The organism is Promicromonospora sp. NPDC050262 (genome assembly GCF_040655935.1).
Classification (GTDB): domain Bacteria; phylum Actinomycetota; class Actinomycetes; order Actinomycetales; family Cellulomonadaceae; genus Promicromonospora.
The window spans coordinates 181,280-203,406 of sequence record NZ_JBFAKX010000006.1 but is presented as its reverse complement, the minus strand read 5'-3'; the positions used below and the strand labels follow the sequence as shown (position 1 = coordinate 203,406).

At 73.8% G+C, this 22,127-nt stretch carries 18 protein-coding genes; 4 read left to right on the top strand and 14 right to left on the bottom strand.

Going from position 1 to position 22,127, the window contains the following annotated elements:
• Positions 1–19 precede the first annotated feature (19 nt).
• Genes nadC through AB0I29_RS11990 form a run of 3 tightly spaced genes read right to left on the bottom strand, consistent with a single transcriptional unit; the run spans position 20 to position 3,168 of the window.
• Positions 20–949 carry a carboxylating nicotinate-nucleotide diphosphorylase gene (gene nadC / locus AB0I29_RS12000; RefSeq protein ID WP_357481745.1) on the bottom strand — a complete coding sequence of 310 codons (930 nt, stop codon included), beginning with the start codon at positions 947–949 and terminating at the stop codon, positions 20–22.
• Positions 946–1,614, bottom strand: coding sequence for a GntR family transcriptional regulator (locus AB0I29_RS11995; protein WP_357481743.1), 669 nt, complete (start codon positions 1,612–1,614; stop codon positions 946–948). The genes nadC and AB0I29_RS11995 overlap by 4 nt, the downstream gene beginning before the upstream one ends.
• A 36-nt stretch (positions 1,615–1,650) precedes the next feature.
• Positions 1,651–3,168 carry a hypothetical protein gene (locus AB0I29_RS11990; protein WP_357481741.1) on the bottom strand — a complete coding sequence of 506 codons (1,518 nt, stop codon included), beginning with the start codon at positions 3,166–3,168 and terminating at the stop codon, positions 1,651–1,653.
• A 220-nt stretch (positions 3,169–3,388) separates the two neighbouring features.
• Here AB0I29_RS11990 and AB0I29_RS11985 point away from each other — a divergent pair, with 220 nt between their 5' ends.
• The 4 genes from AB0I29_RS11985 to AB0I29_RS11970 are packed head-to-tail and all read left to right on the top strand — an operon-like array spanning position 3,389 to position 8,896.
• Entirely contained in the window at positions 3,389–4,654 is a 1,266-nt protein-coding gene (locus AB0I29_RS11985; RefSeq protein WP_357481739.1) for an NRAMP family divalent metal transporter, read from the top strand.
• 41 nt (positions 4,655–4,695) lie between these two features.
• The gene (locus AB0I29_RS11980; protein ID WP_357481737.1) at positions 4,696–5,481 is read left to right on the top strand and encodes a 5-oxoprolinase subunit PxpA; all 786 of its coding nucleotides are present in this window, start codon (positions 4,696–4,698) and stop codon (positions 5,479–5,481) included.
• Complete coding sequence (locus tag AB0I29_RS11975) at positions 5,481–7,124, top strand: urea amidolyase family protein (protein ID WP_357481870.1); 1,644 nt, start codon at positions 5,481–5,483, stop codon at positions 7,122–7,124. The genes AB0I29_RS11980 and AB0I29_RS11975 overlap by 1 nt, the downstream gene beginning before the upstream one ends.
• Positions 7,121–8,896: a biotin carboxylase N-terminal domain-containing protein gene (locus tag AB0I29_RS11970; RefSeq protein ID WP_357481735.1), complete on the top strand. Its 1,776-nt coding sequence runs from the start codon at positions 7,121–7,123 to the stop codon at positions 8,894–8,896. The genes AB0I29_RS11975 and AB0I29_RS11970 overlap by 4 nt, the downstream gene beginning before the upstream one ends.
• Before the next feature lie 98 nt (positions 8,897–8,994).
• Here AB0I29_RS11970 and AB0I29_RS11965 read toward each other — a convergent pair whose 3' ends face one another.
• Genes AB0I29_RS11965 through ftsH form a run of 11 tightly spaced genes read right to left on the bottom strand, consistent with a single transcriptional unit; the run spans position 8,995 to position 22,071 of the window.
• A complete protein-coding gene (locus tag AB0I29_RS11965; protein ID WP_357481733.1) occupies positions 8,995–10,674 on the bottom strand; it encodes an L-aspartate oxidase in 1,680 nt (559 codons plus the stop codon).
• Positions 10,671–11,177 (bottom strand): aspartate 1-decarboxylase, encoded by a 507-nt coding sequence (gene panD / locus AB0I29_RS11960; protein ID WP_142040562.1) that lies wholly within the window; start codon positions 11,175–11,177, stop codon positions 10,671–10,673. The genes AB0I29_RS11965 and panD overlap by 4 nt, the downstream gene beginning before the upstream one ends.
• Before the next feature lie 4 nt (positions 11,178–11,181).
• Complete coding sequence (gene panC / locus AB0I29_RS11955; protein WP_285105357.1) at positions 11,182–12,120, bottom strand: pantoate--beta-alanine ligase; 939 nt, start codon at positions 12,118–12,120, stop codon at positions 11,182–11,184.
• On the bottom strand, positions 12,117–13,091 hold the full coding sequence (locus AB0I29_RS11950) for a DUF2520 domain-containing protein (RefSeq protein ID WP_285105355.1): 975 nt from the start codon (positions 13,089–13,091) through the stop codon (positions 12,117–12,119). Before AB0I29_RS11950 ends, panC begins: the two co-directional genes overlap by 4 nt.
• Before the next feature lie 3 nt (positions 13,092–13,094).
• Positions 13,095–14,666, bottom strand: a complete 1,572-nt coding sequence (locus tag AB0I29_RS11945) for a PH domain-containing protein (protein ID WP_357481730.1) — start codon at positions 14,664–14,666, stop codon at positions 13,095–13,097.
• A 2-nt stretch (positions 14,667–14,668) separates the two neighbouring features.
• On the bottom strand, positions 14,669–15,160 hold the full coding sequence (locus tag AB0I29_RS11940; RefSeq protein WP_285105352.1) for a PH domain-containing protein: 492 nt from the start codon (positions 15,158–15,160) through the stop codon (positions 14,669–14,671).
• 35 nt (positions 15,161–15,195) lie between these two features.
• Complete coding sequence (locus tag AB0I29_RS11935) at positions 15,196–15,681, bottom strand: DUF3180 domain-containing protein (RefSeq protein ID WP_285105350.1); 486 nt, start codon at positions 15,679–15,681, stop codon at positions 15,196–15,198.
• Position 15,682: 1 nt separating this feature from the next.
• Positions 15,683–18,352, bottom strand: coding sequence for a 2-amino-4-hydroxy-6-hydroxymethyldihydropteridine diphosphokinase (folK, locus tag AB0I29_RS11930; protein ID WP_357481727.1), 2,670 nt, complete (start codon positions 18,350–18,352; stop codon positions 15,683–15,685).
• Complete coding sequence (folP, locus tag AB0I29_RS11925; protein ID WP_285105347.1) at positions 18,349–19,398, bottom strand: dihydropteroate synthase; 1,050 nt, start codon at positions 19,396–19,398, stop codon at positions 18,349–18,351. Before folP ends, folK begins: the two co-directional genes overlap by 4 nt.
• Positions 19,395–20,018, bottom strand: a complete 624-nt coding sequence (gene folE, locus AB0I29_RS11920) for a GTP cyclohydrolase I FolE (RefSeq protein ID WP_285105345.1) — start codon at positions 20,016–20,018, stop codon at positions 19,395–19,397. Before folE ends, folP begins: the two co-directional genes overlap by 4 nt.
• Before the next feature lie 13 nt (positions 20,019–20,031).
• Complete coding sequence (ftsH, locus tag AB0I29_RS11915; protein ID WP_285105343.1) at positions 20,032–22,071, bottom strand: ATP-dependent zinc metalloprotease FtsH; 2,040 nt, start codon at positions 22,069–22,071, stop codon at positions 20,032–20,034.
• Positions 22,072–22,127 lie beyond the last annotated feature (56 nt).

The following is a 22,127-nucleotide window of genomic DNA, read 5'->3' as shown; positions in this document are numbered from 1 at the left end:
GCGTTCGCCGCGAAAAGGATCAGGCGCGCAGGTCCAGGGCCAGGTCCAGGATGGGCGCGCTGTGCGTCAGCGCGCCCACCGACAGGAAGTCCACGCCCGTGGCCGCGACCTCACGCGCCCTGTCGAGCGTCAGGTTGCCCGTCGCCTCGAGCTCGACGTGCGCCGGGACCCCGTCCTTCCCCTCCTGCTCCCGGACGGCCGCGACCGTCTCGCCGAGGAGACCGGGCTCCATGTTGTCCAGCAGCAGGAAGTCCGCGCCCGACGCCAGAGCCTCCAGCGCCTGCGCGGTCGTGTCGGCCTCGACCTGGATCTGGACGTCGGGGAACATCTCGCGGACGGCGCGGATCGCGGCGGCGACCGACCCGGCCGCGACCACGTGGTTGTCCTTGACCATGGCCACGTCGTACAGGCCCATGCGCTTGTTGGTGCCGCCGCCCGCGCGCACGGCGTACTTCTGCAGGGCGCGCAGGCCGGGGGTGGTCTTGCGGGTGTCGAGCACCTGGGCGCCCGTGCCCGCGAGCTCCCGGGCGAACGCGCGCGTGGCCGTCGCGACGCCGGACGCGCGGCTGGCCAGGTTGAGCAGGGTGCGCTCGGCCACGAGCAGCACCTGCGTACGGCCCTCCAGGCTCGCCAGCACCTGGCCCGCGGTCACGGCGTCGCCGTCCTGCGCGTGGAAGACCACGCCCGGGGCCGGGAGGTCGAGCCGGGCCGCCACCTGGTCCAGGACCTCCTGGACCACCACGAGCCCCGCGACCACGCCCTCCTCGCGCGCCACGAGCTCGGCCACCCCCGTGCCCGACGGCGGGATGGTCGCCTGCGAGGTCACGTCCCGGCCCGGGGCGGGGCCGAGGTCCTCGTCGAGGGCGATCTCGACGACCCGGGCGACCCACGCGGGGTCGAGGCCGGGGGTGACCGTGGAGGGGGTGGCGAAGACGGGGAGGGTGCTCACCGGGTCACCGTATCGGGCGCGTGACGGGCGCCGTCCGCGTCGACGATCGACTGGAGCGCCCGCTGCGAGTCGGTGAGGTACCGGTCCAGGTCAGCCGCCGCCCCTTCGGGATCACCAGCCACGAACCGGCGAAGAAGATCTGCGTTGCGGTCCACGAAACCGTCGAAGAACGCACCGTCGTCGCCCAGCAGGCCGAACGACAGGCGCAGCTCCGCGGAGAGGTTCGCGTGCAGCCGGTCGAGACGCGGGCTGCCCGCGAGCGCCACGATCCCGGCGTGGAACCGCATGTTCGCGGCGGCGATGTCCCGCCAGTCCCCGCCGAGGCGGGCAGCGAGGGCCGCGTCGACGGCGTCGCGCATGGCACGAGCTCCCAGGTGTGCCGGGTCGCCCGCGGCGAGCGCCGGCACCTCGATGAGCCGCCGGACCCGGTAGATGTCGACGATGTCGGCCAGGGCCGGTCGCGCGACGGCGACGCCGGCGTTCGGCCGCCGGACCAGGAGGCCCTCGTGGACCAGGATCCGGAAGGCCTCGCGCAGGGTGTTGCGCGATACGTCGAGCGACTCGCTCACCGACTGCTCCGAGAGCCGCTGTCCGGGGGTCAGTCGTCCGGTGACGATGAGCTCGCGGATGGCGTCTGCGCTCCGTTCGGCGCGGTCCGGCTTCACGGGTCCAGTCTATGTAGCCCGTGAAGCCGGACCGGGTCAGTCGACCGTGTCCGCGACCGCGTGCACCAGGTTGGCCCCCTGGGCGACGATCGAGGTGCGCCAGGCGTCGAACGTCGGGTCGGTCACGGCGAAGTCGCTCTCGAAGTGCTGCATGTCCGGGGTGTGGATGTGCCCGGCCGGTATGTCGAGCCCCGCCCGGTCACGCAGCAGGGTATTGCGGTAGGCGCTCTCGTTCGAGAGGTAGTTCCCACCACCCCCGCTGTAGGAGCACGAGCCCTCGGCCGGCGGCACGGGCGGCGTCGCGGGCGGGAAGGTCACCGGGGGCGGGTTGTTGAACGTCTCCCGCGTGGGTGAGGCGCAGTCAGGGAACTGGGTGTAGTTGGTGTGCCAGACGACACCGAACGCCTCCGACTCGTCGGGCCAGGTGTCGCCCGGCGGGCGGGGCACGTCCGCGCCGGTGTCCGCCGCGATCATCTCGGCGATCGGCAGGGTCGCGGTCGTCCACTGGGGCGGGTCGGTGAGCCCGCCCCCGCCGCCCCAGCGGTCGACGACCTGGATGTTGCAGCCCGCGTTGTCGATCGCGAGCTGCGGCACGCCGCCCACGGCGGGGCACGGTGCGGTGCGGTCGTTGCCCAGCGAGACGCCGTGGTACCGGCTGTTCCACTGCTCCAGGTTGAACTGGGCGCCGCCGGCCTGGCTCACGGTGATCGACGCGTCGACCTGCCGGGGGCCGCGCTCCATGAACGGCCCGACGGTGTCCTCCAGATAGCCCCGCTCGAACTCGGGGTAGCTCACGGGCAGGGTGTAGGCCTCGATGTGCGCGGTCCTGCCGTCATCGGTGCGATACGTGGTGCCGTCCAGGGCTAGCGCCGTGGCGCCCGACGGGTTGCCGTGGCGGATGTTGTTGCCGACAGTGCCCTGCGCCGGCCCGGCGGTGCCTCCGTCGAGCGTGTATACGTCGAACCCGCTCACGAGCACCCGTACAGCGTTCCGCCCCGGCGGCAGGTCGATGTCGTCCATGCCGCGGGCCGCCTTCTCGAACGCCTCGACGAGCTCCGCGCGCTCCGTCTCGGTGAGACCGCCGCGCGGGTCCCACTGGCGGAGCACGGCCATGCCCTCGATGCGGGTCCAGTACAGAGGCCGGTCGTCGCTCGCGGGGAGGTCGCCCCGTACGACGCCGCGCCCCTGAGCCCGGCGGACGGCGGCGTCCCAGAGTGCCTGGCCCGAGCGCTGGGCGAGCCTGGTCGCGGCGTCGAGCGTCCGGGTGCGGCACAGGGCTGCGGTGAGCTCGTCGGTGAACCCGCCGAAACCGCCGCCCTCGATGACGGTCCGGGCGTAGGTCCTGTCGGCTGGGACGGTCGGATCCGCGGCGTCGGGCAGGTGGGCGCCCAGCCGGCTCTCCTCGGCCGAGAGCTGGACGTCCGGATCGAGGCAGCCCGGTCCCGGACCGGTTGCGGGCTGGGCAGCGGCAGGGCCGGCCAGGGCGGTGGTGGCACAGAGCGCAAGGACGGCGGCGCCCGCTCGCACACGCACCCCGGTACGTCGTCTCGGCATGGTGGATCCCTTCTCCCCTGGGAAGTGGTCGTCATCGACGGTAGGGGTTCGTTGAACAATCCGACAGTGACTTGGCCGTAAACATCTCGCGTCTCCGGCTAGGCCCGAGGTTTGGAGCCGTGTCATGATCGACAAGATCTCGCAATACGGGTGAAACAACCGATCGAGACCATCCTGACTGTTGAACAATCCGGCTCACCCCGACAACCAGGAGGACGCCATGTCCGACACGAGCCACGAGCCCACGACCACCTCGGACCGGACCACGCCGGCGGATGTCCGGCAGTTCGCCTCGGCCCGCCGCCGCTCCTTGCTGGGTGCGCTGTTCCTCATGGCGACCTCGGCCATCGGGCCGGGCTTCATCACCCAGACCGCCACGTTCACCCAGCAGCTCGGCGCGGCGTTCGCGTTCGGGATCCTTGCGTCGATCCTGCTGGACCTGGCCGTCCAGATGAACGTCTGGCGCATGATCACGCTGACGGGCAAGCGTGCAAGCGTGCTCGCCAACGACGCGCTGCCAGGCAGCGGCTACCTCCTCGCCGTCCTCATCGTCTTCGGCGGCCTCATCTTCAACATCGGCAACACCGCCGGTGCCGGACTGGGTCTGAACGCGCTGTTCGGCCTGGACCCTCGCCTCGGTGGGGCCATCAGCGCCGCCATCGCGATCGCGATCTTCCTGGCCAAGCGCGCGGGGGCCGTCGTCGACCGGGTGGTCGTCGTGGCGGGACTCGTCATGATCGTGCTCACCGTGATCGTCGCGTTCCTGTCGAAGCCGCCCGTGGGTGACGCCCTCCGCCAGACCGTGCTGCCGGACACCATCGACTTCGCCACGATCACGACCATCGTGGGCGGCACCGTCGGCGGCTACATCACCTACGCCGGCGCGCACAAGCTGCTCGACTCCGGCACGACGGGGCCCGAGCACATCACCGAGGTCAACCGCGCCGCCGTCAACGGCATCCTCGTGACCGGCGTCATGCGGTACGTACTGTTCCTGGCCATCCTCGGCGTCGTCGCCTCCGGCGTGGTCCTTGACGTTGCCGGCAACCCCGCCGCCGACGCGTTCTCCGCCGCCGCGGGCGAGACCGGGCTGCGCATCTTCGGCGCCGTGTTCTGGATCGCCGCCATCACGAGCGTCATCGGGTCGGCCTACACGTCCGTCTCGTTCCTGCCCGTGTTCTCCGCCAGGATCACCGGGCGGGTCGCCGACCTGTGGACGGTGGGCTTCATCGTCGTCTCGCTCGCGGTCTACCTGCTGGTGGGTACGGCGCCGGCCACGCTGCTCGTGTTCGTGGGCGGCGTGAACGGCCTCATCCTGCCCATCGGCCTGACCCTGTTCATGTACATCGGCTGGTTCCGCGGCTCGCTCCTCGGCAACGCCCGGTATCCGCGCTGGCTCCTGGTGGTCGGCACCCTGGCCACCGTGGTCACCTGGTACATGGCGGTCAACGCGGTGGGCCCGATCTTCGACCTGCTGTCCGCCTGAGCCTCCGGCCCGGGCGGCCCGCCCCACGAAAGGAACAGACCATGAGCGCCGTCGACCTGAACAGCGACCTCGGCGAGGGTTTCGGCCGCTGGAGCCTCGGCGACGACGAGCAGATGCTCGGGATCGTCTCCAGCGCCAACGTCGCGTGCGGGTTCCATGCCGGGGACCCGGCGTCGATCCGCCGCACGGTGCGGTCCGCCGTGGCGCACGGCGTGACCGTCGGCGCGCACGTGGGCTACCGCGACCTGGCCGGCTTCGGCCGCCGGAACATGGACGTTCCCGACGACGAGCTCGAGGCCGATGTCGTCTACCAGATCGGGGCGCTGCGCGGCCTGGCCGATGCCGAGGGTGCCACCGTCACCTACGTCAAGCCCCACGGCGCGCTCTACAACACGGCCGCGGTGGACGAGCGGGTCGCTCGGGTCGTCGCCGCGGCCGTCGTCGCCGTCGACCCCGGGCTCGTGCTGCTGGGCATGCCCGGGAGTGTTGCCCTCGCGGCGGGCGAGGCCGCGGGGCTCACCACCGCCACGGAGGCCTTCGCCGACCGCGCATACACCCCGGAGGGCCGCCTGGTGTCGCGGCGCGAGCCCGGCGCGGTGCTGCACGACGCCGACGACGTGGCGCGCCGGATGCTCCGCCTCGTCACGGAGGGCGTGGTGACCGCCGTCGACGGCTCCGACGTCGCGGTCCGCGCGGACTCGGTGTGCGTGCACGGCGACTCTCCCGGCTCCGTCGCAATGGCCCGCCGGATCCGCGAGGTGTTCGACGCCGAGGGCATCGAGCTCGCCCCCTTCGCCCCGTCGGCAGGCACCGGCGCACCGGCGTGATGCGCGTACTGACCGCCCGGGACGACGCACTCCTGGTCGAGCTCGACAACCTGGACCAGGCAGTCGCGTTGTACGAGTCCCTGCTGGCCGACCCGGTGCACGGTGTCGGGACACCCGTGCCCGGGGCGAGGACCCTGCTGGTGCCGTTCCGCCCGTCGGCGGTGAGCGCACCCGCGCTGGCCGCCGAGCTCCGGTCCAGGCCGCTGGAGCGAAACACCCGGCACGCGGCACGCACGGTCGAGATCCCTGTGCTGTACGACGGCGCGGACCTCGCCGAGGCCGCCGCGCTGCTCGGCTGGAGCCCTGACGAGCTGGTCCGGCGGCACGCCGCGGCGGCATGGACGGTGGGTTTCGTCGGGTTCGCACCGGGCTTCGCCTACCTGACCAGTGACGATCCGGAGCTGGTGGTCCCCCGGCGGCCGAGCCCACGCACGCGGGTACCGGCCGGGTCGGTGGCGCTTGCCGGCCCGTACAGCGGTGTCTACCCGCGGGAGAGCCCCGGTGGCTGGCAGCTCCTGGGCCGCACCGACGCCCCCGTCTGGGACGTGACCCGCGAGCGCCCGGCCCTGATGCTCCCGGGCGACAGCGTCCGGTTCGTCGAGGTCCACGACCTGGCGCCCCAAGCCCCGATGCCGAGGCCGACCGCCCTCGACCACAGCAGTCGCTGCCGGGATCGGTCACGGCCTGGCAGCGACTGCTGTGGTCGAGGACCGGGGCTCGAGGTGATCGGGACCGGCGTGCAGGCGCTGGTGCAGGATCTCGGGCGGGCCGGGTCCGAGGGGGCCGGGGTCTCGGCGTCGGGGGCGATGGACCGGCCGAGCCTGCGTGCGGCCAATCGGGCCGTCGGCAACCCCGCGGACGCCGCCGTCGTCGAGTCGGTGGGCGGGCTGCGGCTGCGTGCCCGTGGCCCACAGGTGCTCGCGGTGACGGGTGGGGTGGGCGACGTCGTGGTGCGGCCCGGGAGCGGCGGCCCCGGATCCGCCGGCCGCCGGCCCCGATCCGGCGAGCCGATCGCACTGGACGACGGCGATGAACTTCGGCTCACACCGCCCACCCGCGGGGTGCGTGCCTATGTCGCCGTGCGCGGCGGGATCGACGTGCCGCCGGTGCTCGGCAGCCGGGCCACCGACGTGCTGGCCGGGCTGGGTCCCGACCCGCTCGGCTCGGGCGACGTGCTGCCTGTCGGCGCGATGGATCGTGGCCTGCCTGCTGTCGCGCCATCGCCCCCACGGGCCGGCGGCGCGGCGGACCACCTCCCGGCTGCCGGTGAGACCACCGAGCTGGCCGTCGTGCTGGGCCCCCGGGACGACTGGTTCGACGCCGCGGCGATCGACCTGCTGACCGGACAGGACTGGCTCGTGACACCCCGGTCCAACCGGATCGGGCTGCGCCTGGACGGTAGACCGCTGGAGCGGCTCCCGGAGCGGCGGAGCTCGGAACTGCCGAGCGAGGGCTGCGTCACCGGTGCGATCCAGGTGCCGCCGGACGGCCTACCCGTCCTCTTCCTGGCCGACCACCCCCTGACCGGCGGATATCCCGTGGTCGGGGCTGTCATCGCCGACCACGTCGCGCTCGCCGGGCAGCTACCCGCCGGCGCACGCGTGCGCTTCACGATCCGGAACCACCCAGGAGGCACCTCATGATCCGCACCGTCCTCGTCGCCAACCGAGGCGAGATCGCGGTCCGGGTGATCCGCGCGTGCGCCGACCTGGGCATCCGGTCCGTGGCCGTCTACGCCGACGGAGACGCGGACGCCTTGCACGTGCGTCTCGCCGACGAGGCATGGGCCCTGAACGGGCGCACCGCCGCCGAGACGTACCTGGCCGTGGACAAGCTGCTCGACGTCGCACGCCGCTCCGGGGCGGAAGCCGTCCACCCCGGGTACGGCTTCCTGTCGGAGCGGGCGGCGGCGGCCCGAGCGGTCGAGGAGGCGGGGCTGCTCTGGGTGGGGCCTTCGTCGAGCACCATCGAACTGCTCGGGGACAAGATCGCGGCCCGCGACCTCGCCCGGAAGGTCGGCGCGCCCCTCGTCCCGGGGTCGGACGGCCCGGTGGCCGACGCCGCGTCCGCGCTGGCGTTCGCCGAGGAGCACGGGCTGCCGCTCGCGATCAAGGCGGCGCACGGCGGCGGCGGACGGGGCATGCGGGTCGCCCGCACCCTGGAGGAGGTGCCCGAGCTGTTCGAGGCCGCCCGTCGCGAGGCGGAGGCGGCGTTCGGCCGCGGCGAGTGCTTCGTGGAACGGTTCCTGGAGCGGCCCCGGCACGTGGAGGCCCAGGTCATCGCGGACGACCACGGGCACGTGGTGGTGGCGGGCACTCGCGACTGCTCCCTGCAGCGTCGCAACCAGAAGCTCGTCGAGGAGGCGCCCGCCCCGTTCCTGGACGACGCCGTGCGCACACGGGTGCACGAGTCCGCGCGCGACCTCTGCGCCGCCGCCGGGTACCGGAGCGCCGGGACGGTGGAGTTCCTGCTCGGGGCGGACGGCACGCTCTCGTTCCTGGAGGTGAACACCCGGCTCCAGGTGGAGCACCCGGTGACCGAGGAGACCACGGGACTGGACCTCGTGACCGAGCAGCTCCGCGTCGCGAGCGGCCTCCCCCTGTCCGTGACCGATGACCCGGCACCGAACGGGCACGCGATCGAGCTGCGGCTCAACGCCGAGGACCCGGCGCGTGGTTTTCTGCCCGGCCCGGGGCGCGTCCAGCGCTTCGTCCCGCCGGCCGGCCCCGGCGTCCGGGTCGACGCCGGCATCGAGTCGGGGTCCGTGGTCCCAGGCGAGTTCGACTCGTTGTTCGCCAAGGTGATCGTGTGGGGCCCCACCCGGGAGGTGGCGCTCGCCCGGGCCCGGCGAGCCGCGGCCGAGACCTCGGTGGAGGGAGTGCCGACCGTGCTGCCGTTCCACCGCGCGGTCCTGACGGATCCGGCGTTCACCGGGGCGGACGAGCGCGGCTTCGCCGTCCACACCCAGTGGATAGAGACGGAGCTGCTCGCGTCGATCGACCCGCAGTCGCTTGCCGCACCCGTCACCGAGCCGGGGGTCGTCGAGACCTGGGTCGAGATCGACGGCCGGCGGCACCGGGTCCGGACCCCGGGCGGGTCGGGAGTGGTGCTGGCAGGGCAGGACGCCGGCGATTCGGCGGACAAAGCCGTGGTGCCCGACAACCCGTCGTCGGGCACGGTGGTGGACGACGGGCGCACACCGCTCCTCGCGGTGATGCCCGGCACCCTCGTGCGCTGGCTGGTGGCCGACGGCGAGACCGTCGCCGAGGGCCAGCCGGTTGCCGTCGTCGAGGCGATGAAGATGGAGTCGCAGCTTGTCGCCGAGGCCGCGGGCGTGCTGCACCAGGAGGCCGCGGAGGGCACCCAGATCACCCCGGAAACCCCGATAGCCCACATCACCACTTCCCATGACTGACCGGGGTTCAGCAGGCCGCAGGCGACCATTACCGCGTGGGAAGCGGTCGAATTCGGCCTGCTGAACGAAAGTCAGTCCTTGATGTCGCCGGCGGGAAGCTACGACGGCGACGCCGTCAGCACCCCGTCGTCGTCCAGCCGCACCCGCACCCGCCGCCGCCAGGCGTCGTCCGGCCGCGGGAAGTCCGTGCGGTAGTGCCCGCCGCGGGTCTCCTCGCGCAGCCACGCCGCCCGGGTCAGGGCGCGGGCGACCATGTGCACGTTCGTGGTCTCCCACTCCGCCGCCTGGGGCTCGGCCACGACGTCGGCCGCCAGGTGCGCGTCGGCGCGCACGGCGCCGAGCCGCTCGTCGACCTCCGCCAGGGACCGGGCCGACCGGATCACGCCCGAGCCGGCCGAGGTCACCTTCTGGATCCGGGACCGGGCGGCCGCCGCCACCAGCGCGGAGCCGCCGGGCCGGGGAGCCGGCTCCCCCGGCTTCAGGTCCCCGGTGTCGAACCGCTCCACGATGTCGCGCGCCGCGCGCGAGGCGAACACGATGCCCTCCAGCAGCGAGTTCGACGCGAGCCGGTTGGCCCCGTGCACGCCGGTGCACGCGACCTCGCCGACCGCGTACAGCCCGTCCACCGAGGACCGCCCGTCGAGGTCGGTCACCACGCCGCCGGAGTGGTAGTGCTGGGCGGGCGCCACGGGCACCGGCTCCTCGGACCAGTCGATGCCGGCCTGCAGCAGCCGCGCGTTGATCGTGGGGAACCGCGTGCGCAGGAACTCCCGGCCGAGGTGGCGGGCGTCGAGCAGCACGTTGTCCGCGCCGGTGGCGGCCATCTGCCGCACGATCGCGTGCGCGACGACGTCCCGCGGCGCCAGCTCGGCCATCTCGTGCACGCCGGGCATGAAGCGGTGCCCGTTGACGTCGAGCAGCAGCGCGCCCTCGCCCCGCACGGCCTCCGAGATGAGCGGGAGCTGCCCCTTGGCGCCCGAGCCGAGCCACAGGACCGTCGGGTGGAACTGGACGAACTCCAGGTCGCCCAGCACCGCGCCCGCCCTGAGGGCGGCGGCGATCCCGTCGCCGGTCGCCCCCGCCGGGTTGGTGGACGACCGGAACACCTGCCCGATCCCGCCGGTCGCCAGCACGACGGCGGGGGCCAGGACGGCGCCGACGTCGTCGCGCGAGCCCGTGCCCCGCACGTGCAGGGTCACGCCGCAGGCGCGCCCGGCGACCGTCGTCAGCACGTCCAGCACCAGCGCGTTCTCGACCACCTCGATGCCCGGGTCGTGCCGGACGGCCTCGATCTGCGCGACCAGCGCGCGGGAGATCTCCGCGCCCGTGGCGTCGCCGCCGGCGTGCGCGATGCGGTCGGCGTGGTGGCCGCCCTCGCGGGTGAGCGCGATGTCGCCGTCGGCGGCCTTGTCGAAGACGGCGCCCCGGGCGACGAGCTCGCGTACGCGGGCCGGGCCCTCGGTGACCAGCACCTGCACGGCTTCGGGGTCGGACAGGCCGCCGCCGGCGGCGAGCGTGTCCGCCAGGTGCGCCTCGGGCGAGTCGGACGGGTCGAGCGCGGCGGCGATGCCGCCCTGCGCCCAGACCGTCGAGCCGGAGGACAGCTCGCCCTTGGTCACGAGCACCACGCGCGGCACGCGCGTGCGCAGCTCCAGCGCCGCCGTCAGGCCTGCGATCCCCGAGCCGACGACGATGGCGTCGGCCTCGACGGTCCAGCCGGGCGCGGGGGCCGCGAGGGACCGCGCCAGGCGCGGCCCCGGTCCGGGCGTGGTGCTCACGCGCGGCCCGACGCCGTGCGCACCAGGCCCGCGTGCTGGAACGGCTCGATCGGCAGGCCGCTCTCCTCCAGCCCGTAGCCGTCGGGCACGTGCCCGGGCTCGTCGTTGATCTCGACGATGCGGTTGTCCCCGTCGACGAACACGACGTGCGGCAGGAACGTGCGCGCGTCGTGGTCCGAGAGCATGCCGTAGCCGATGAGGATGACGACGTCGCCCGGGCTCACCAGGTGGGCGGCCGCGCCGTTGATGCAGATCTGGCCGGAGCCGGGCTCGCCGGGGATCACGTAGGTGGTCAGCCGGGCGCCGTTGGTCACGTCGACCACGTCGACCTGCTGGCCGGGCACGAGGTCGGCGGCGTCGAGCAGGTCGGCGTCCACGGTGATGGACCCGACGTAGTGCAGGTCCGCCTGCGTCACGGTGGCCCGGTGGATCTTGGAGATCATCATCGGCCGCTGCAGCGAGGCGGGGCGGGCGACGGGCGGACGGTGCTCGGTGGTGCTCATGGTGTTACCTCTGGACCTCTGGCGAGACCTCGACGGCCTGGTTGTCGATCAGGCGGGTGGAACCCACCCGTGCGGCCACGAGCAGCAGCGCGGGGCCGGAGAAGTCGTCGGTGACCGCGTCCACGGTCACCGGGTCGACGAGCGCCAGGTAGTCGACCACGACGCCGTCGGCGCCGTCCAGCACTTCGCGCGCGTCGTTGATCACACCCGGGGCCCCACGGTCCGCGGCGGCGGCCCCCGCCCGCAGCGCCCGCGACAGCGCCAGGGCCCGTTCGCGCTCCTCCGGCGCGAGGTACGCGTTGCGCGAGGACATGGCCAGCCCGTCGGCCTCGCGCACCGTCGGCACGCCCACCACCTCGACGGGCACCTCCAGGTCGCGCACCATGCGGCGCACGGCCAGGAGCTGCTGGGCGTCCTTCTCGCCGAACAGCGCGACGTCGGGCCGCACCAGGTGCATCAGCTTGAGCACCACGGTGAGCACGCCGTCCAGGTGCCCGGGGCGGGACGCCCCCTCCAGCACCTCCCCGATCCGCCCGGCGGACACCCGCACCACGGGGTCGCCGTCCGGGTAGACGACGTCGGGCGTGGGCGCGAAGACGACGTCGGCCCCGACTCCGGCCAGCTTGGCGACGTCGCCGTCCAGGTCGCGTGGGTACGTGTCGAGGTCCTCGCCCGCCCCGAACTGGAGCGGGTTGACGAAGATGGTCACCACCACCTGGCCGTTCGGCCCGGCTTCCGTGCGCGCCTGGCGCACGAGCTCCAGGTGGCCCTCGTGCAGCGCGCCCATGGTCATGACGACGGCGCGCTGCCCCGGCCCGGCCTCGGCGCCCTCCACGGGACCGGTGAGGGCCCAGCGCATCTGCGCGTCCTGGAGCTCGGGGCGGGTGCGGACCACGAGCGGGGTGCGCTGCGCGGGTTCCGCGGAGGGCGGGGTCGTGGTCATGATGTCTTCCTTCCGGCGTGCGACTCCCCGCTGGCGCCGTCGAGCGCGTCCAGGAGGGCCTGTGCGGCGGTGTCGCCGATGCGGTGGCTCGCCAGCGCGCGGCGCGTGGCCCCGCGGGCGAGCTCGGTGTAGCTGTCGGGGATGTCGGTGGCGCCGCTGGCGGCGGCCAGCGCGCTGAGCTCGGTCAGGTGGCTGCGCACGGTGCCGACGTCGCCCCGGGAGACCGGTCCAGTGAGCGCGGAGATCGCGCCGGGCCCGACGCCGTCGCGCGCGTCCGCGGACCGGGTGGCCTGCTCCAGGGCTGCCGACAGCAGCGGTGCGAGCACCCGGCCGGGCAGCTCGACGCCGGCCGCCTCCAGCGCCTGTGCGGCCTGCGCCACGAGCACCACGAGGTGGTTCGCGCCGTGCGCGAGGGCGGCGTGGTAGAGCCCGCGCGCCTGCTCGTCCACGACCACGGGCTCGCCGCCGATCTCGACCACGAGCGCCTGCCCGATGGGCAGCACGGGTGCGGGGGCGGTCACCGCGAACGTGCAGCCCTCCAGGCGCGCCAGGTCCAGGCTGGTCCCGGTGAACGTCATCGCGGGGTGGATCGCGAGCGGGATCGCGCCGCCCAGCCGGGCGGGCTCCAGGACGGCGGTCCCGTACCGGCCGGACGTGTGGATCGCGAGCTGTCCGGGCTGCCAGGCCCCGGTGTCGGCGAGGCCGGAGACCAGGGGGCCCAGGGCGTCGTCGGGCACCGCGAGCAGGACCAGCTCGGCCCGCTCCACGACGTCGGGCACCTCCAGGTTGGGAACGCCGGGCAGGAGCGTCTCGATGCGCTCCCGGGAGTCCTCCGAGATGCCGCTCGCGCCGACCACCGCGTGTCCCGCGGCCCGCAGCGCGTTGCCGAGCACCGCGCCGACACGACCCGCGCCCACCACACCGACGCCCAGCCGGCCGGGCCGGCGGCCCGCCTCGTCGGGGTCACTCACCGGTCACTCTCCCTGTCTTTCCATCCATCGTTCGGGCCCTGCCGCCGCACGCGCCGTACGGGCGCGCCGGGCCTGCTCGGTCATGAGCAGCGCCGCGTCGGAGGCCTCGAGGTGCGGCACCTCGGGGTGCACCGGGCCCTCCGTGGAGTGCACCTGGAACGACGCCACGCCCAGCCGGCGCTGCCACGGCCCCTGGCTCACGGCCAGCGACTGCGTCCGCTCGTGCGGCACCACGTCCAGCACCTTCACCACGCGGCCCCGGCGCAGCAGCAGCGCGCGGCCCGTCACGGTGAACCCGTTGCGGCGCCACGCCACCGGGTCCAGTATGCGGGTCCGCCGGGGCGCCGTGACGTAGGCGCTCTCCGCGCGGGAGTCGCCGTCCAGGCCCGCGTCCAGGACGCGGCGCGGCTCGTCGACGCCGAGGTCGGGCAGCACGAGGGAGAGCACGGTCAGCGCCTCCTCGCGGGTACCGACCGGGAGCAGCACGCTGTTCTTCTCCTCGCTCTCGCCGCCGTAGCCGGCCACGTTCACCTGGACCCGCCACCAGTCGCGGTCCCGCCACAGCAGGCTCTGCACCAGGCGGACGGCCTGCACGCGGCCGGGCGGGATGGTCTGGGAGCGGGTCTCGAGCATGCCGTGCCGCAGGCGGACGCCGTCGGGCGAGATGGCCACCCGGAAGTCGAACTCGCCGGTCAGCCGGTTGAACAGGTAACCGCCCGCGCCCAGCACGGCGGGCAGCGAGGCGGAGATGACGGCGAACTCGCCCGTGACGATCATGACCACCACCACGCCGAGCGCCCACAGGAGCAGCGTGATCATCGCCCCCGAGCGCACCACCGACGCGATGAGCCGGCCCAGGGGCACGGTCAGGACGGGCACCTGGGGGGCCTCGAGGCTGGCGGCCCGCACGGGCCGCACCGGCTGCCCGGCGTCCTGCGCTGCGGCGACCTGCTCCGTCCCCTCCGGGACGGCGCCGTCGATCACCGCGTCGGACGGCGCCCGGGCGGCGTCGGCCACCTGCCGCGTGCCCCCCACCTTGAGGCCCGCCGCGCGGGCGAGGAGCTCGGCACGCAGCTCGTCGGCGTCGGCGCCCTTGAGGAACCCGATGGCCACGCCGGAGTCCGTGCCGCCCGCCGTCTCGAGCGTGAGCTCGCAGAGCCCGAAGAACCGGGCCACGAGCGGCTGCCGGATGTCCACCGACTGCAGGCGGTCCAGCCGCGCGTGCCGCTGCTGCCGGAACAGGATGCCGCGCCGCAGGTGCACGGTCTCGGCGCCGACGGCGAACGTCGTCATGCGCCAGGCCAGCGCCGAGTAGCCCCAGCCCACGAGGGCCACGGCCGCCAGGGCGGCGAGCAGCGTCCACCAGTACTCGCTGGACACCAGGGCGAGGAGGCCGCCGCGCGGCCCGCCCTCGAGGCTCTGCTGTCCCAGGATCACGACGGCCGCGCCGACCACCGCCCAGCCCCGCACCAGCGGGGTGATCGGGTGCACGCGGCGCCATTCCAGCGTCTCCGGCGAGTCCGGTCCGAGGTCGTCGAACGCGGAGCGCCCCGGGTCGACGTCGTGCTCGGGCATGCTCACAGCCCCGCCAGCCGGGCCTCGCCACGGGACGCCAGGCGGTCGCGCAGGCGGGCAGCCTCGTCCGGGGGCAGGCCCGGGATCTGGGCGTCCGTGCCGACGGACGCCGTGTGGAGCTGCACCTTGGCCAGGCCCAGCCTGCGGTCGAGCGGCCCCGCCTCGACGTCCACGTACTGCATGCGGCCGTAGGGCACCACGACCATCGACCGGAACATCACGCCCTTGCGGATGAGCAGGTCGTCGTCACGCTCGGCGTACCCGATCGCCCGGACCTGGCGCGGGACCAGGAGGAACGTCCACAGCAGGAAGACGGCCGGGACCCCGGCGAGGATCCAGAACCACGGGCTCACGGTGACCGCGAGCACCACGCCCACGACCAGCGGGATCCCGAGGCTGATGGTGCCCGGGACGAGGCGGGCCGTCACGAGCCGCGGGGACACGCGGTTCCAGGTCACGTCGTGCGGTTCGAATGGGCTGGTCATGATGGCCATTGTTCCGCAGACCCGTGCCGCTGGGTAGCGAGGCGTCAGGCAGGCGCCGGGGACTCGCCCTCCTCGGAGCCGCTGCGGTCCTTGTCGGACGGCGGCAGCTCGCAGAACTTCTCCACGACCAGGCCGACCACGGCGAGCACCACCGAGCACAGCACGGCGACCCCGGCAGCCACCGCGCGATCCCGGCGCGGCTCGATCGCGAGGTCGCCCAGCACCACCAGCACCTGCGCCAGGTACCAGCCGCCCAGCAGGGCCCCGGTCAGGGCGGCGGCCTTCGCCAGGACGAGCGTCCGGGCGGCCCGGAGGCCGTCGAGGTTGGGTCGCTTGCCCTTCTGGTAGGCCCGCACGGCCCACCCCAACCAGAAGATCGCCCCGGCCAGCGCCAGGATCGCGACGTCGACGAGCCACGGCACCACCGGCAGGTACACGGCGCGCGCCTCCAGGGCACGCAGCACGAGCCAACCGACGACCGCGACCGCGACCAGGACTGCGATCAGGGATCTGACCGGGGTTCTGCGCATGTCAGGCGTCGCGCCCCCGCTCGTCCCGGACCGGCACCCACGAGGGCACCGAGTCGATGGGGCCGTCCGACGCCGGGAGCGACTGCTCGGTCGCGTAGCCCGGCACCCGGATCACGGTGTGATCGTTGTCGTAGGCGTCCCGGATCCCGTTCGAGTGGCCGGTGGAGTGGCCGTTCGAGGCGGGGTCGGGCGTCCCGTTCTGCGGCGTGCCGACCGGGGCGAACACCGGCGTCGCCGGCTCCTGGGGCGCGCCGTTCACCGGCGGGAACACCCCGCTCTGCTGACGCGACGGGTTGACCGGGGCGAAGACCGGCTTGGCCGGGGACGCCGGGGACGCCGGGGGCAGCGGCTCGCGCTCCGGGTCCTCGTGGGCCGTGTCCCGGACCGCGCGGGGTGCGATCGGCGGGGCCGGGACGAGCGCCTCCTCCGGCGGCGGCACGACGGACCCGTTGCCCGGCACGCCGATCGGCACAGCCGGCCGCGGGGCCGCGGGAGCCGCCTGCGCCTGGTGCGGGATCGGCACGGAACCGCCCGGGCCCGGCACCTGTCCGCTGGGGTAGCCCTGCGGGTGGGCGCCGCCCTGGTACGGGTCCTGCGGGGCACCGGTGGGCACGTCCAGGTCCACCGGGCCGCTGTGGTGCGCCTGGGGCTGACCGCCGCCCGGCACCTCGACCACGGGGCCGCCCGGCGAGGCCTGCGGGCGCCCGCTCGGCGGGAGCGACGGGGGCAGGGCCGGCGGCATCTCGGCGACGTGCGCGTCCTGCGCGCCGTCATCGGGCACCGCGGGGTGGTTCGCGACGGTGGTCCCGCCGCCCGGCTCCGGCTCGGGGTCGGTCAGCCAGTCGAGCGCGAGCCAGCGGATGCCGGTCCGGTCGGGTGCGGTCGCCGCGAGCTGGGCCACGGGTCCGCCGCCCAGGCCGGGCAGCACCGCGTCCGGCGCGATCTGCGACCACGGCTCCAGCACGAAGGCGCGCTCGTGCGCGCGAGGGTGCGGGATCTCGATGTCCTCGGCGGAGTCGGTCAGGGTGCCGTAGGTGATCAGGTCGACGTCGAGCGTGCGGGCGCCCCAGCGCTCCTCGCGGGTGCGGCCGTGCAGGTTCTCGACCTCCAGGCAGGCGTGCAGCAGCCCGCGCGCGGAGAGCGTGGTGCGGGCCAGCAGCACCGCGTTGAGGTAGTCGGGCTGGTCCTCCGGACCGCCGACGGCGGCCGTGCGGGCCAGCGGCGACACGTCGGTGATCTGCACTCCGGGCACGCGGTCCAGCTCGGCGACGGCCGACCGCATGGTCGCCTGCGGGTCGCCGAGGTTCGCCCCGATCGCGATGACCACGTCCACGTACCCGGCGGGCACCTCGTCGAACCGGTCGCGCGGCTCGGCCTGGTACGGCTGCTCCTGGGCGTACTGCTCCTGCGCGAACGCCGGCTCGGGCTGCCCGACGGCGGAGTCGGGAACCGCAGCCGAGACCCGGGTCGCCTCCATGTCGCCCTGGTCGTACTGCTGCTCGAACATCTGGTCGTACTGGTTCGGCTGGGCGTCCCGCCGCGGCTGCTCGAACGGCTGCGGCTCGAAGCCCTGCTGGGCCTGGTCGTACGGCTGCTGCTCGAACTGCTGCAGCTGCTGGTCGAAGCTGTTGTGCTGCTCGATCCCCGGCCGCTGGTCGAGCCCCTGGACGGACTCGTACTGCTGGACCGGCTCGAACGCGGGCTCGGGCTGGAACTGCTCCTCCGGCTGGAACTGCTCGGCCTGCTGCTGGAACACCGGCTCCCTGCCGGGCACGTCCCGCTGCTCGGCCGGCGCCGGGGCCTCGGCCTGCAGCTCCCACGGCGCGGGGATGACCTGGAGCGGCTCGGGCGCGATCAGCTCGGGCTGCGGGAGGGGCTCCGGCTCCTCGGCGGGCGCCTGCGCGGCGGGTGCCACCGCCGGCACCCGGTCCACGAGCGGCTCCGCCTCGAACGGCTCGACCCCGAACTGCGCCGGCTCGGCCGGCTGGTACGACTCGGCAGCCGGGAAGGGCTCGGCGGCCGGGTACGACTCGGCGGCCGGGAAGGGCTCGGCAGCCGGGAAGGGCTCGGCGGCCTGGTACGACTCGGCCGGCTGGTAGGGCTCGTACGGCTCGGGCCGGAACTGCTCCGGCTCCTCGGCCACGGGCCGGGCCACGGGCTCGAAGTCCTGCGGCTCGGGCGTCTCGGCCGGGGCAGGCTCGGCCGAGGGCTCCGGCGCCGGGGCGACGGCGAGCAGCGAGGCCGGCACCGCCACGACGGGCATGCGCGTGCGGTCGCGGCGGATCGCCACCTCGACGTCGGCGAACGGCACGGGGATCGGCGCGTGCGGCTTGTGCACCCGCACGTCCACCGCCTCGATCTGCGGGCGGGCCAGCACCGCGGCGGCGATACGCTCCGCGACCGTCTCGATCAGGTCGGCGGGGTCGCCCTTCAGGATGTCGTGGACGTCCGCCGCGACGTCCGCGTAGCTCACGGTCTGTGCCAGGTCGTCACCGGCGGCCGCCGGGCGCGTGTCCATGTACAGCACGACGTCGGCCCGGAACTCCTGGCCCGTCTGCCGCTCCGACGGCAGCACACCGTGGTACCCCCGCGCGCTCACGCCGCTCAGCTGGATCTGGTCCAGCGCGCGGCCGTCCGGGCCTGTGACGCCCGTTCCGAACGCTGTGGTCACCGTGGTCCTCCCCCATCGTCGTTGCGTGCACCGGAATCCTGCCAGGTTGGCATGTCTTGTCCCCCGGCCGTCCACGATTCTGTGGTCAAGGCCACGGTGGAAGTCAATGCCTCCGGTGCGGATGGGGAAGAGGTACCCGGTGACCCTACCCGGGCCGCGCCGCCCGCGGCGGACCATGCGGCGGCGACCTTGGCGGCGTCGACGCTCGCCCGGACGGTGTGCACGCGCACGCACCAGGCACCTGCGGCGGCCGACAGCGCCGAGACGGCGGCCGTCGCGTCGTCGCGCGCCCGCGGCGGCGCCGGGCGCCCCGACGGGTCGGCGAGCAGGTGGCCGAGGAACCGCTTGCGGGACGCGCCGACGAGCACCGGACGGCCGAGCTCGTGCAGCGCGTCGAGGTGGGCCAGCAGCGGCCAGTTGAGCACGCCGGCCTTGGCGAAGCCGAGCCCCGGGTCGAGGATCAGCTGCTCGGGCCGGACCCCGTCGTCGTGCAGCGCGGCCATGCGCGCCGCGAGCTCGTCGCGGACGTCGGCCACGACGTCGTCGTACACCTCGAGGTCGTCCATGACGTCGGCGTGCCCGCGCCAATGCATCGCCACGTACGCGGCGCCGGTCTCGGCGACCGCGCGCCCCATCTCGGGGTCGGCGAGGCCGCCCGAGACGTCGTTCACGATGCGGGCGCCGGCGGCCACCGCCCGCTCGGCGACGGCCGCCCGCGTGGTGTCCACGCTCACGACGGCGCCGCGCGCGGCGAGCTGCTCGATCACGGGCAGCACCCGCGCCAGCTCCTGGTCCTGCGGCACCCGGACGGACCCCGGCCGCGTGGACTCGCCGCCCACGTCGAGGATGTCCGCACCCTCGCCGAGCAGCTCCAGCCCGTGCGCGACGGCGGCGGAGGGCTCGAACCACTCACCGCCGTCGGAGAACGAGTCCGGGGTGACGTTGACCACGCCCATCACCAGGGTGCGGCCCGTCCCGGACAGCTCCGGCAGGCCCTGCACCCGAGCGTCCCGGGCGCTGTGTCGCACGTTGGCGGACACCGTCACTTCCCGAGGATGAGGCTCATCGCCTCGGCTCGCGTCGCACCGTCCCGCATGACGCCGCGCACCGCCGAGGTGATCGTGCGCGAGCCGGGCTTGCGCACGCCGCGCATCGACATGCACAGGTGCTCGCACTGGACCACCACGAGCACGCCGCGCGGTTCGAGGATCTCCACCAGGGAGTCCGCGATCTGCGTGGTCATGCGCTCCTGCACCTGCGGGCGGCGCGCGTAGACCTCGACCAGCCGGGCCAGCTTGCTCAGCCCCGTGATGCGGCCGTCCACGTTCGGGATGTACCCCACGTGCGCGACGCCGTGGAACGGCACCAGGTGGTGCTCGCAGGTGGAGTACACCTCGATGTCCTTGACCAGCACCATCTCCTCGTGGCCGAGGTCGAAGGTGGTGGTCAGCACCTCCTCGGGCTCCTGGCGCAGGCCCGCGAAGATCTCCCGGTACGCCCGGGCGACGCGGGCCGGCGTCTCGCGCAGGCCCTCGCGCTCGGGGTCCTCGCCGACGGCGAGGAGGAACTCACGTACTGCCGCCTCGGCCCGTGCGGCGTCGTACGGCGGGATGTCCGCCGCACGCCGCACGGGCGTCGACAGGGGTGTGACAGACCCGTCGGTCATCGTGGTGCTCCGGTCAGTTCGTCGGGTCCGTCGGCACGCTGTCCGACGGCGTCGCCGTGTCCACCACTGCCTCGTCCTGCGGCACCACCGCGGCGTGCCCGTTCTGGGCCGCCAGCTCCTTGGGCGTGAGGACGGGGCCGCGGGTGTGCACGGTGCGCTGCTCGCTGGAGAGCCAGACGTCGCGCGCGGCGCGCTTCTCGACGGGCGCGAAGACGTCCGCGAGCTCCTTCTGGTTCAGCGTCTCCTTCTCGAGCAGGCGCAGCACCAGGTCGTCGAGCACGTCGCGGTACTGGGTCAGCACCTCCCACGCCTCGTCGTGCGCGGCCTCGACGAGCTTCCGCACCTCGTTGTCGATGGTGCCCGCGACCGCCTCGGAGTAGTCCCGCTCGTGCCCGTAGTCACGGCCCAGGAACGGCTCGCCCGAGCTCGTGCCGAGCTTGATGGCGCCGACCCGCTCGCTCATGCCGTACTCGGTGACCATCTTGCGGGCGATGGCCGAGGCCTTCTCGATGTCGTTCGAGGCGCCCGTGGTGGGGTCGTGGAACACGATCTCCTCGGCCACGCGCCCGCCCATCGCGTAGGCGAGCTGGTCGAGCAGCTCGTTGCGCGTGGTCGAGTACTTGTCCTCGAGCGGCATGACCATGGTGTAGCCCAGGGCACGGCCGCGCGGCAGGATCGTCACCTTGGTGACGGGGTCCGTGTAGCGCATCGCCGCGGCCACCAGGGCGTGCCCGCCCTCGTGGTAGGCGGTGATCTTCTGCTCCTTGGACTGCATCACGCGCGTGCGCTTCTGCGGGCCGGCCACGACGCGGTCGATCGCCTCGTCGAGCGCGCGGTCGTCGATGAGCTGGGCGCCACTACGCGCGGTGAGCAGGGCGGCCTCGTTGAGCACGTTCGCCAGGTCGGCACCCGTGAACCCGGGGGTCCGGCGGGCGACCGCCGCGAGGTCCACCTCCGGGACCATCGGCTTGCCCTGCGCGTGCACGTTGAGGATCGCCTCGCGGCCCTTGAGGTCCGGGGCCTCCACGGCGACCTGACGGTCGAAGCGGCCCGGACGCAGCAGGGCCGGGTCGAGGATGTCGGGGCGGTTGGTCGCGGCGATGAGGATGACGTTCGTCTTGACGTCGAAGCCGTCCATCTCGACGAGCATCTGGTTCAGCGTCTGCTCGCGCTCGTCGTGCCCGCCGCCCATGCCGGCGCCACGGTGGCGGCCGACGGCGTCGATCTCGTCGACGAAGATGATGGCCGGCGAGTTCTGCTTGGCCTGCTCGAACAGGTCGCGCACGCGGCTGGCGCCCACACCGACGAACATCTCGACGAAGTCGGAGCCGGAGATCGAGTAGAACGGCACGCCGGCCTCGCCGGCGACGGCGCGCGCGATGAGCGTCTTACCGGTACCGGGCGGGCCGTACAGCAGCACGCCCTTCGGGATCTTGGCGCCCACGGCCTGGAACTTGGTGGGCTCGGCCAGGAACTCCTTGATCTCCTGGAGCTCCTCGACGGCCTCGTCCGCGCCCGCGACGTCGGCGAAGGTCACCTGCGGGGTGTCCTTGCTGACGAGCTTGGCCTTGGACTTGCCGAAGCCCATGACCCGGTTGCCGCCGCCCTGGGCCCGCGACAGCAGGAACCAGAACACGACACCGATGAGCAGGAACGGGATCAGCACCGACAGCATGGAGGACCAGAAGCTGGGCTGCGGCACCTCCGAGTCGAACCCGTCGGCCGGGTCGGACTTCACGATGGCGTCCTCGACGCGGTCGCCCTGCGGCAGCGTGTAGAAGAACTCGACGGTCTTGCCGTGGTCGACGTCCTCGGCGGCGTCGCCCTCACCCTCGGTCGACTTGTACGCCTTGGAGAGCTCGAGCTCCACCCGCTGCTCGCCGTCGACCATGAGGGCATGCTTCACGGTGCTGCCTTGGAGCAGCTCGATCCCCTGTGACGTCTCGATTCGCGAGACGTTGGGCTGGTTCAGTGCCGAGATGGCCAGCGTCACCACGACCAAGGCGACCAGGATCCAGATGACGGGCCCACTCAGAAGCTTCTTGATGTTCATCGGCGACGGGGACTAGGCCCCGTTTCCCTCCGCTCGCGCAGTATGTATCCGTCGAA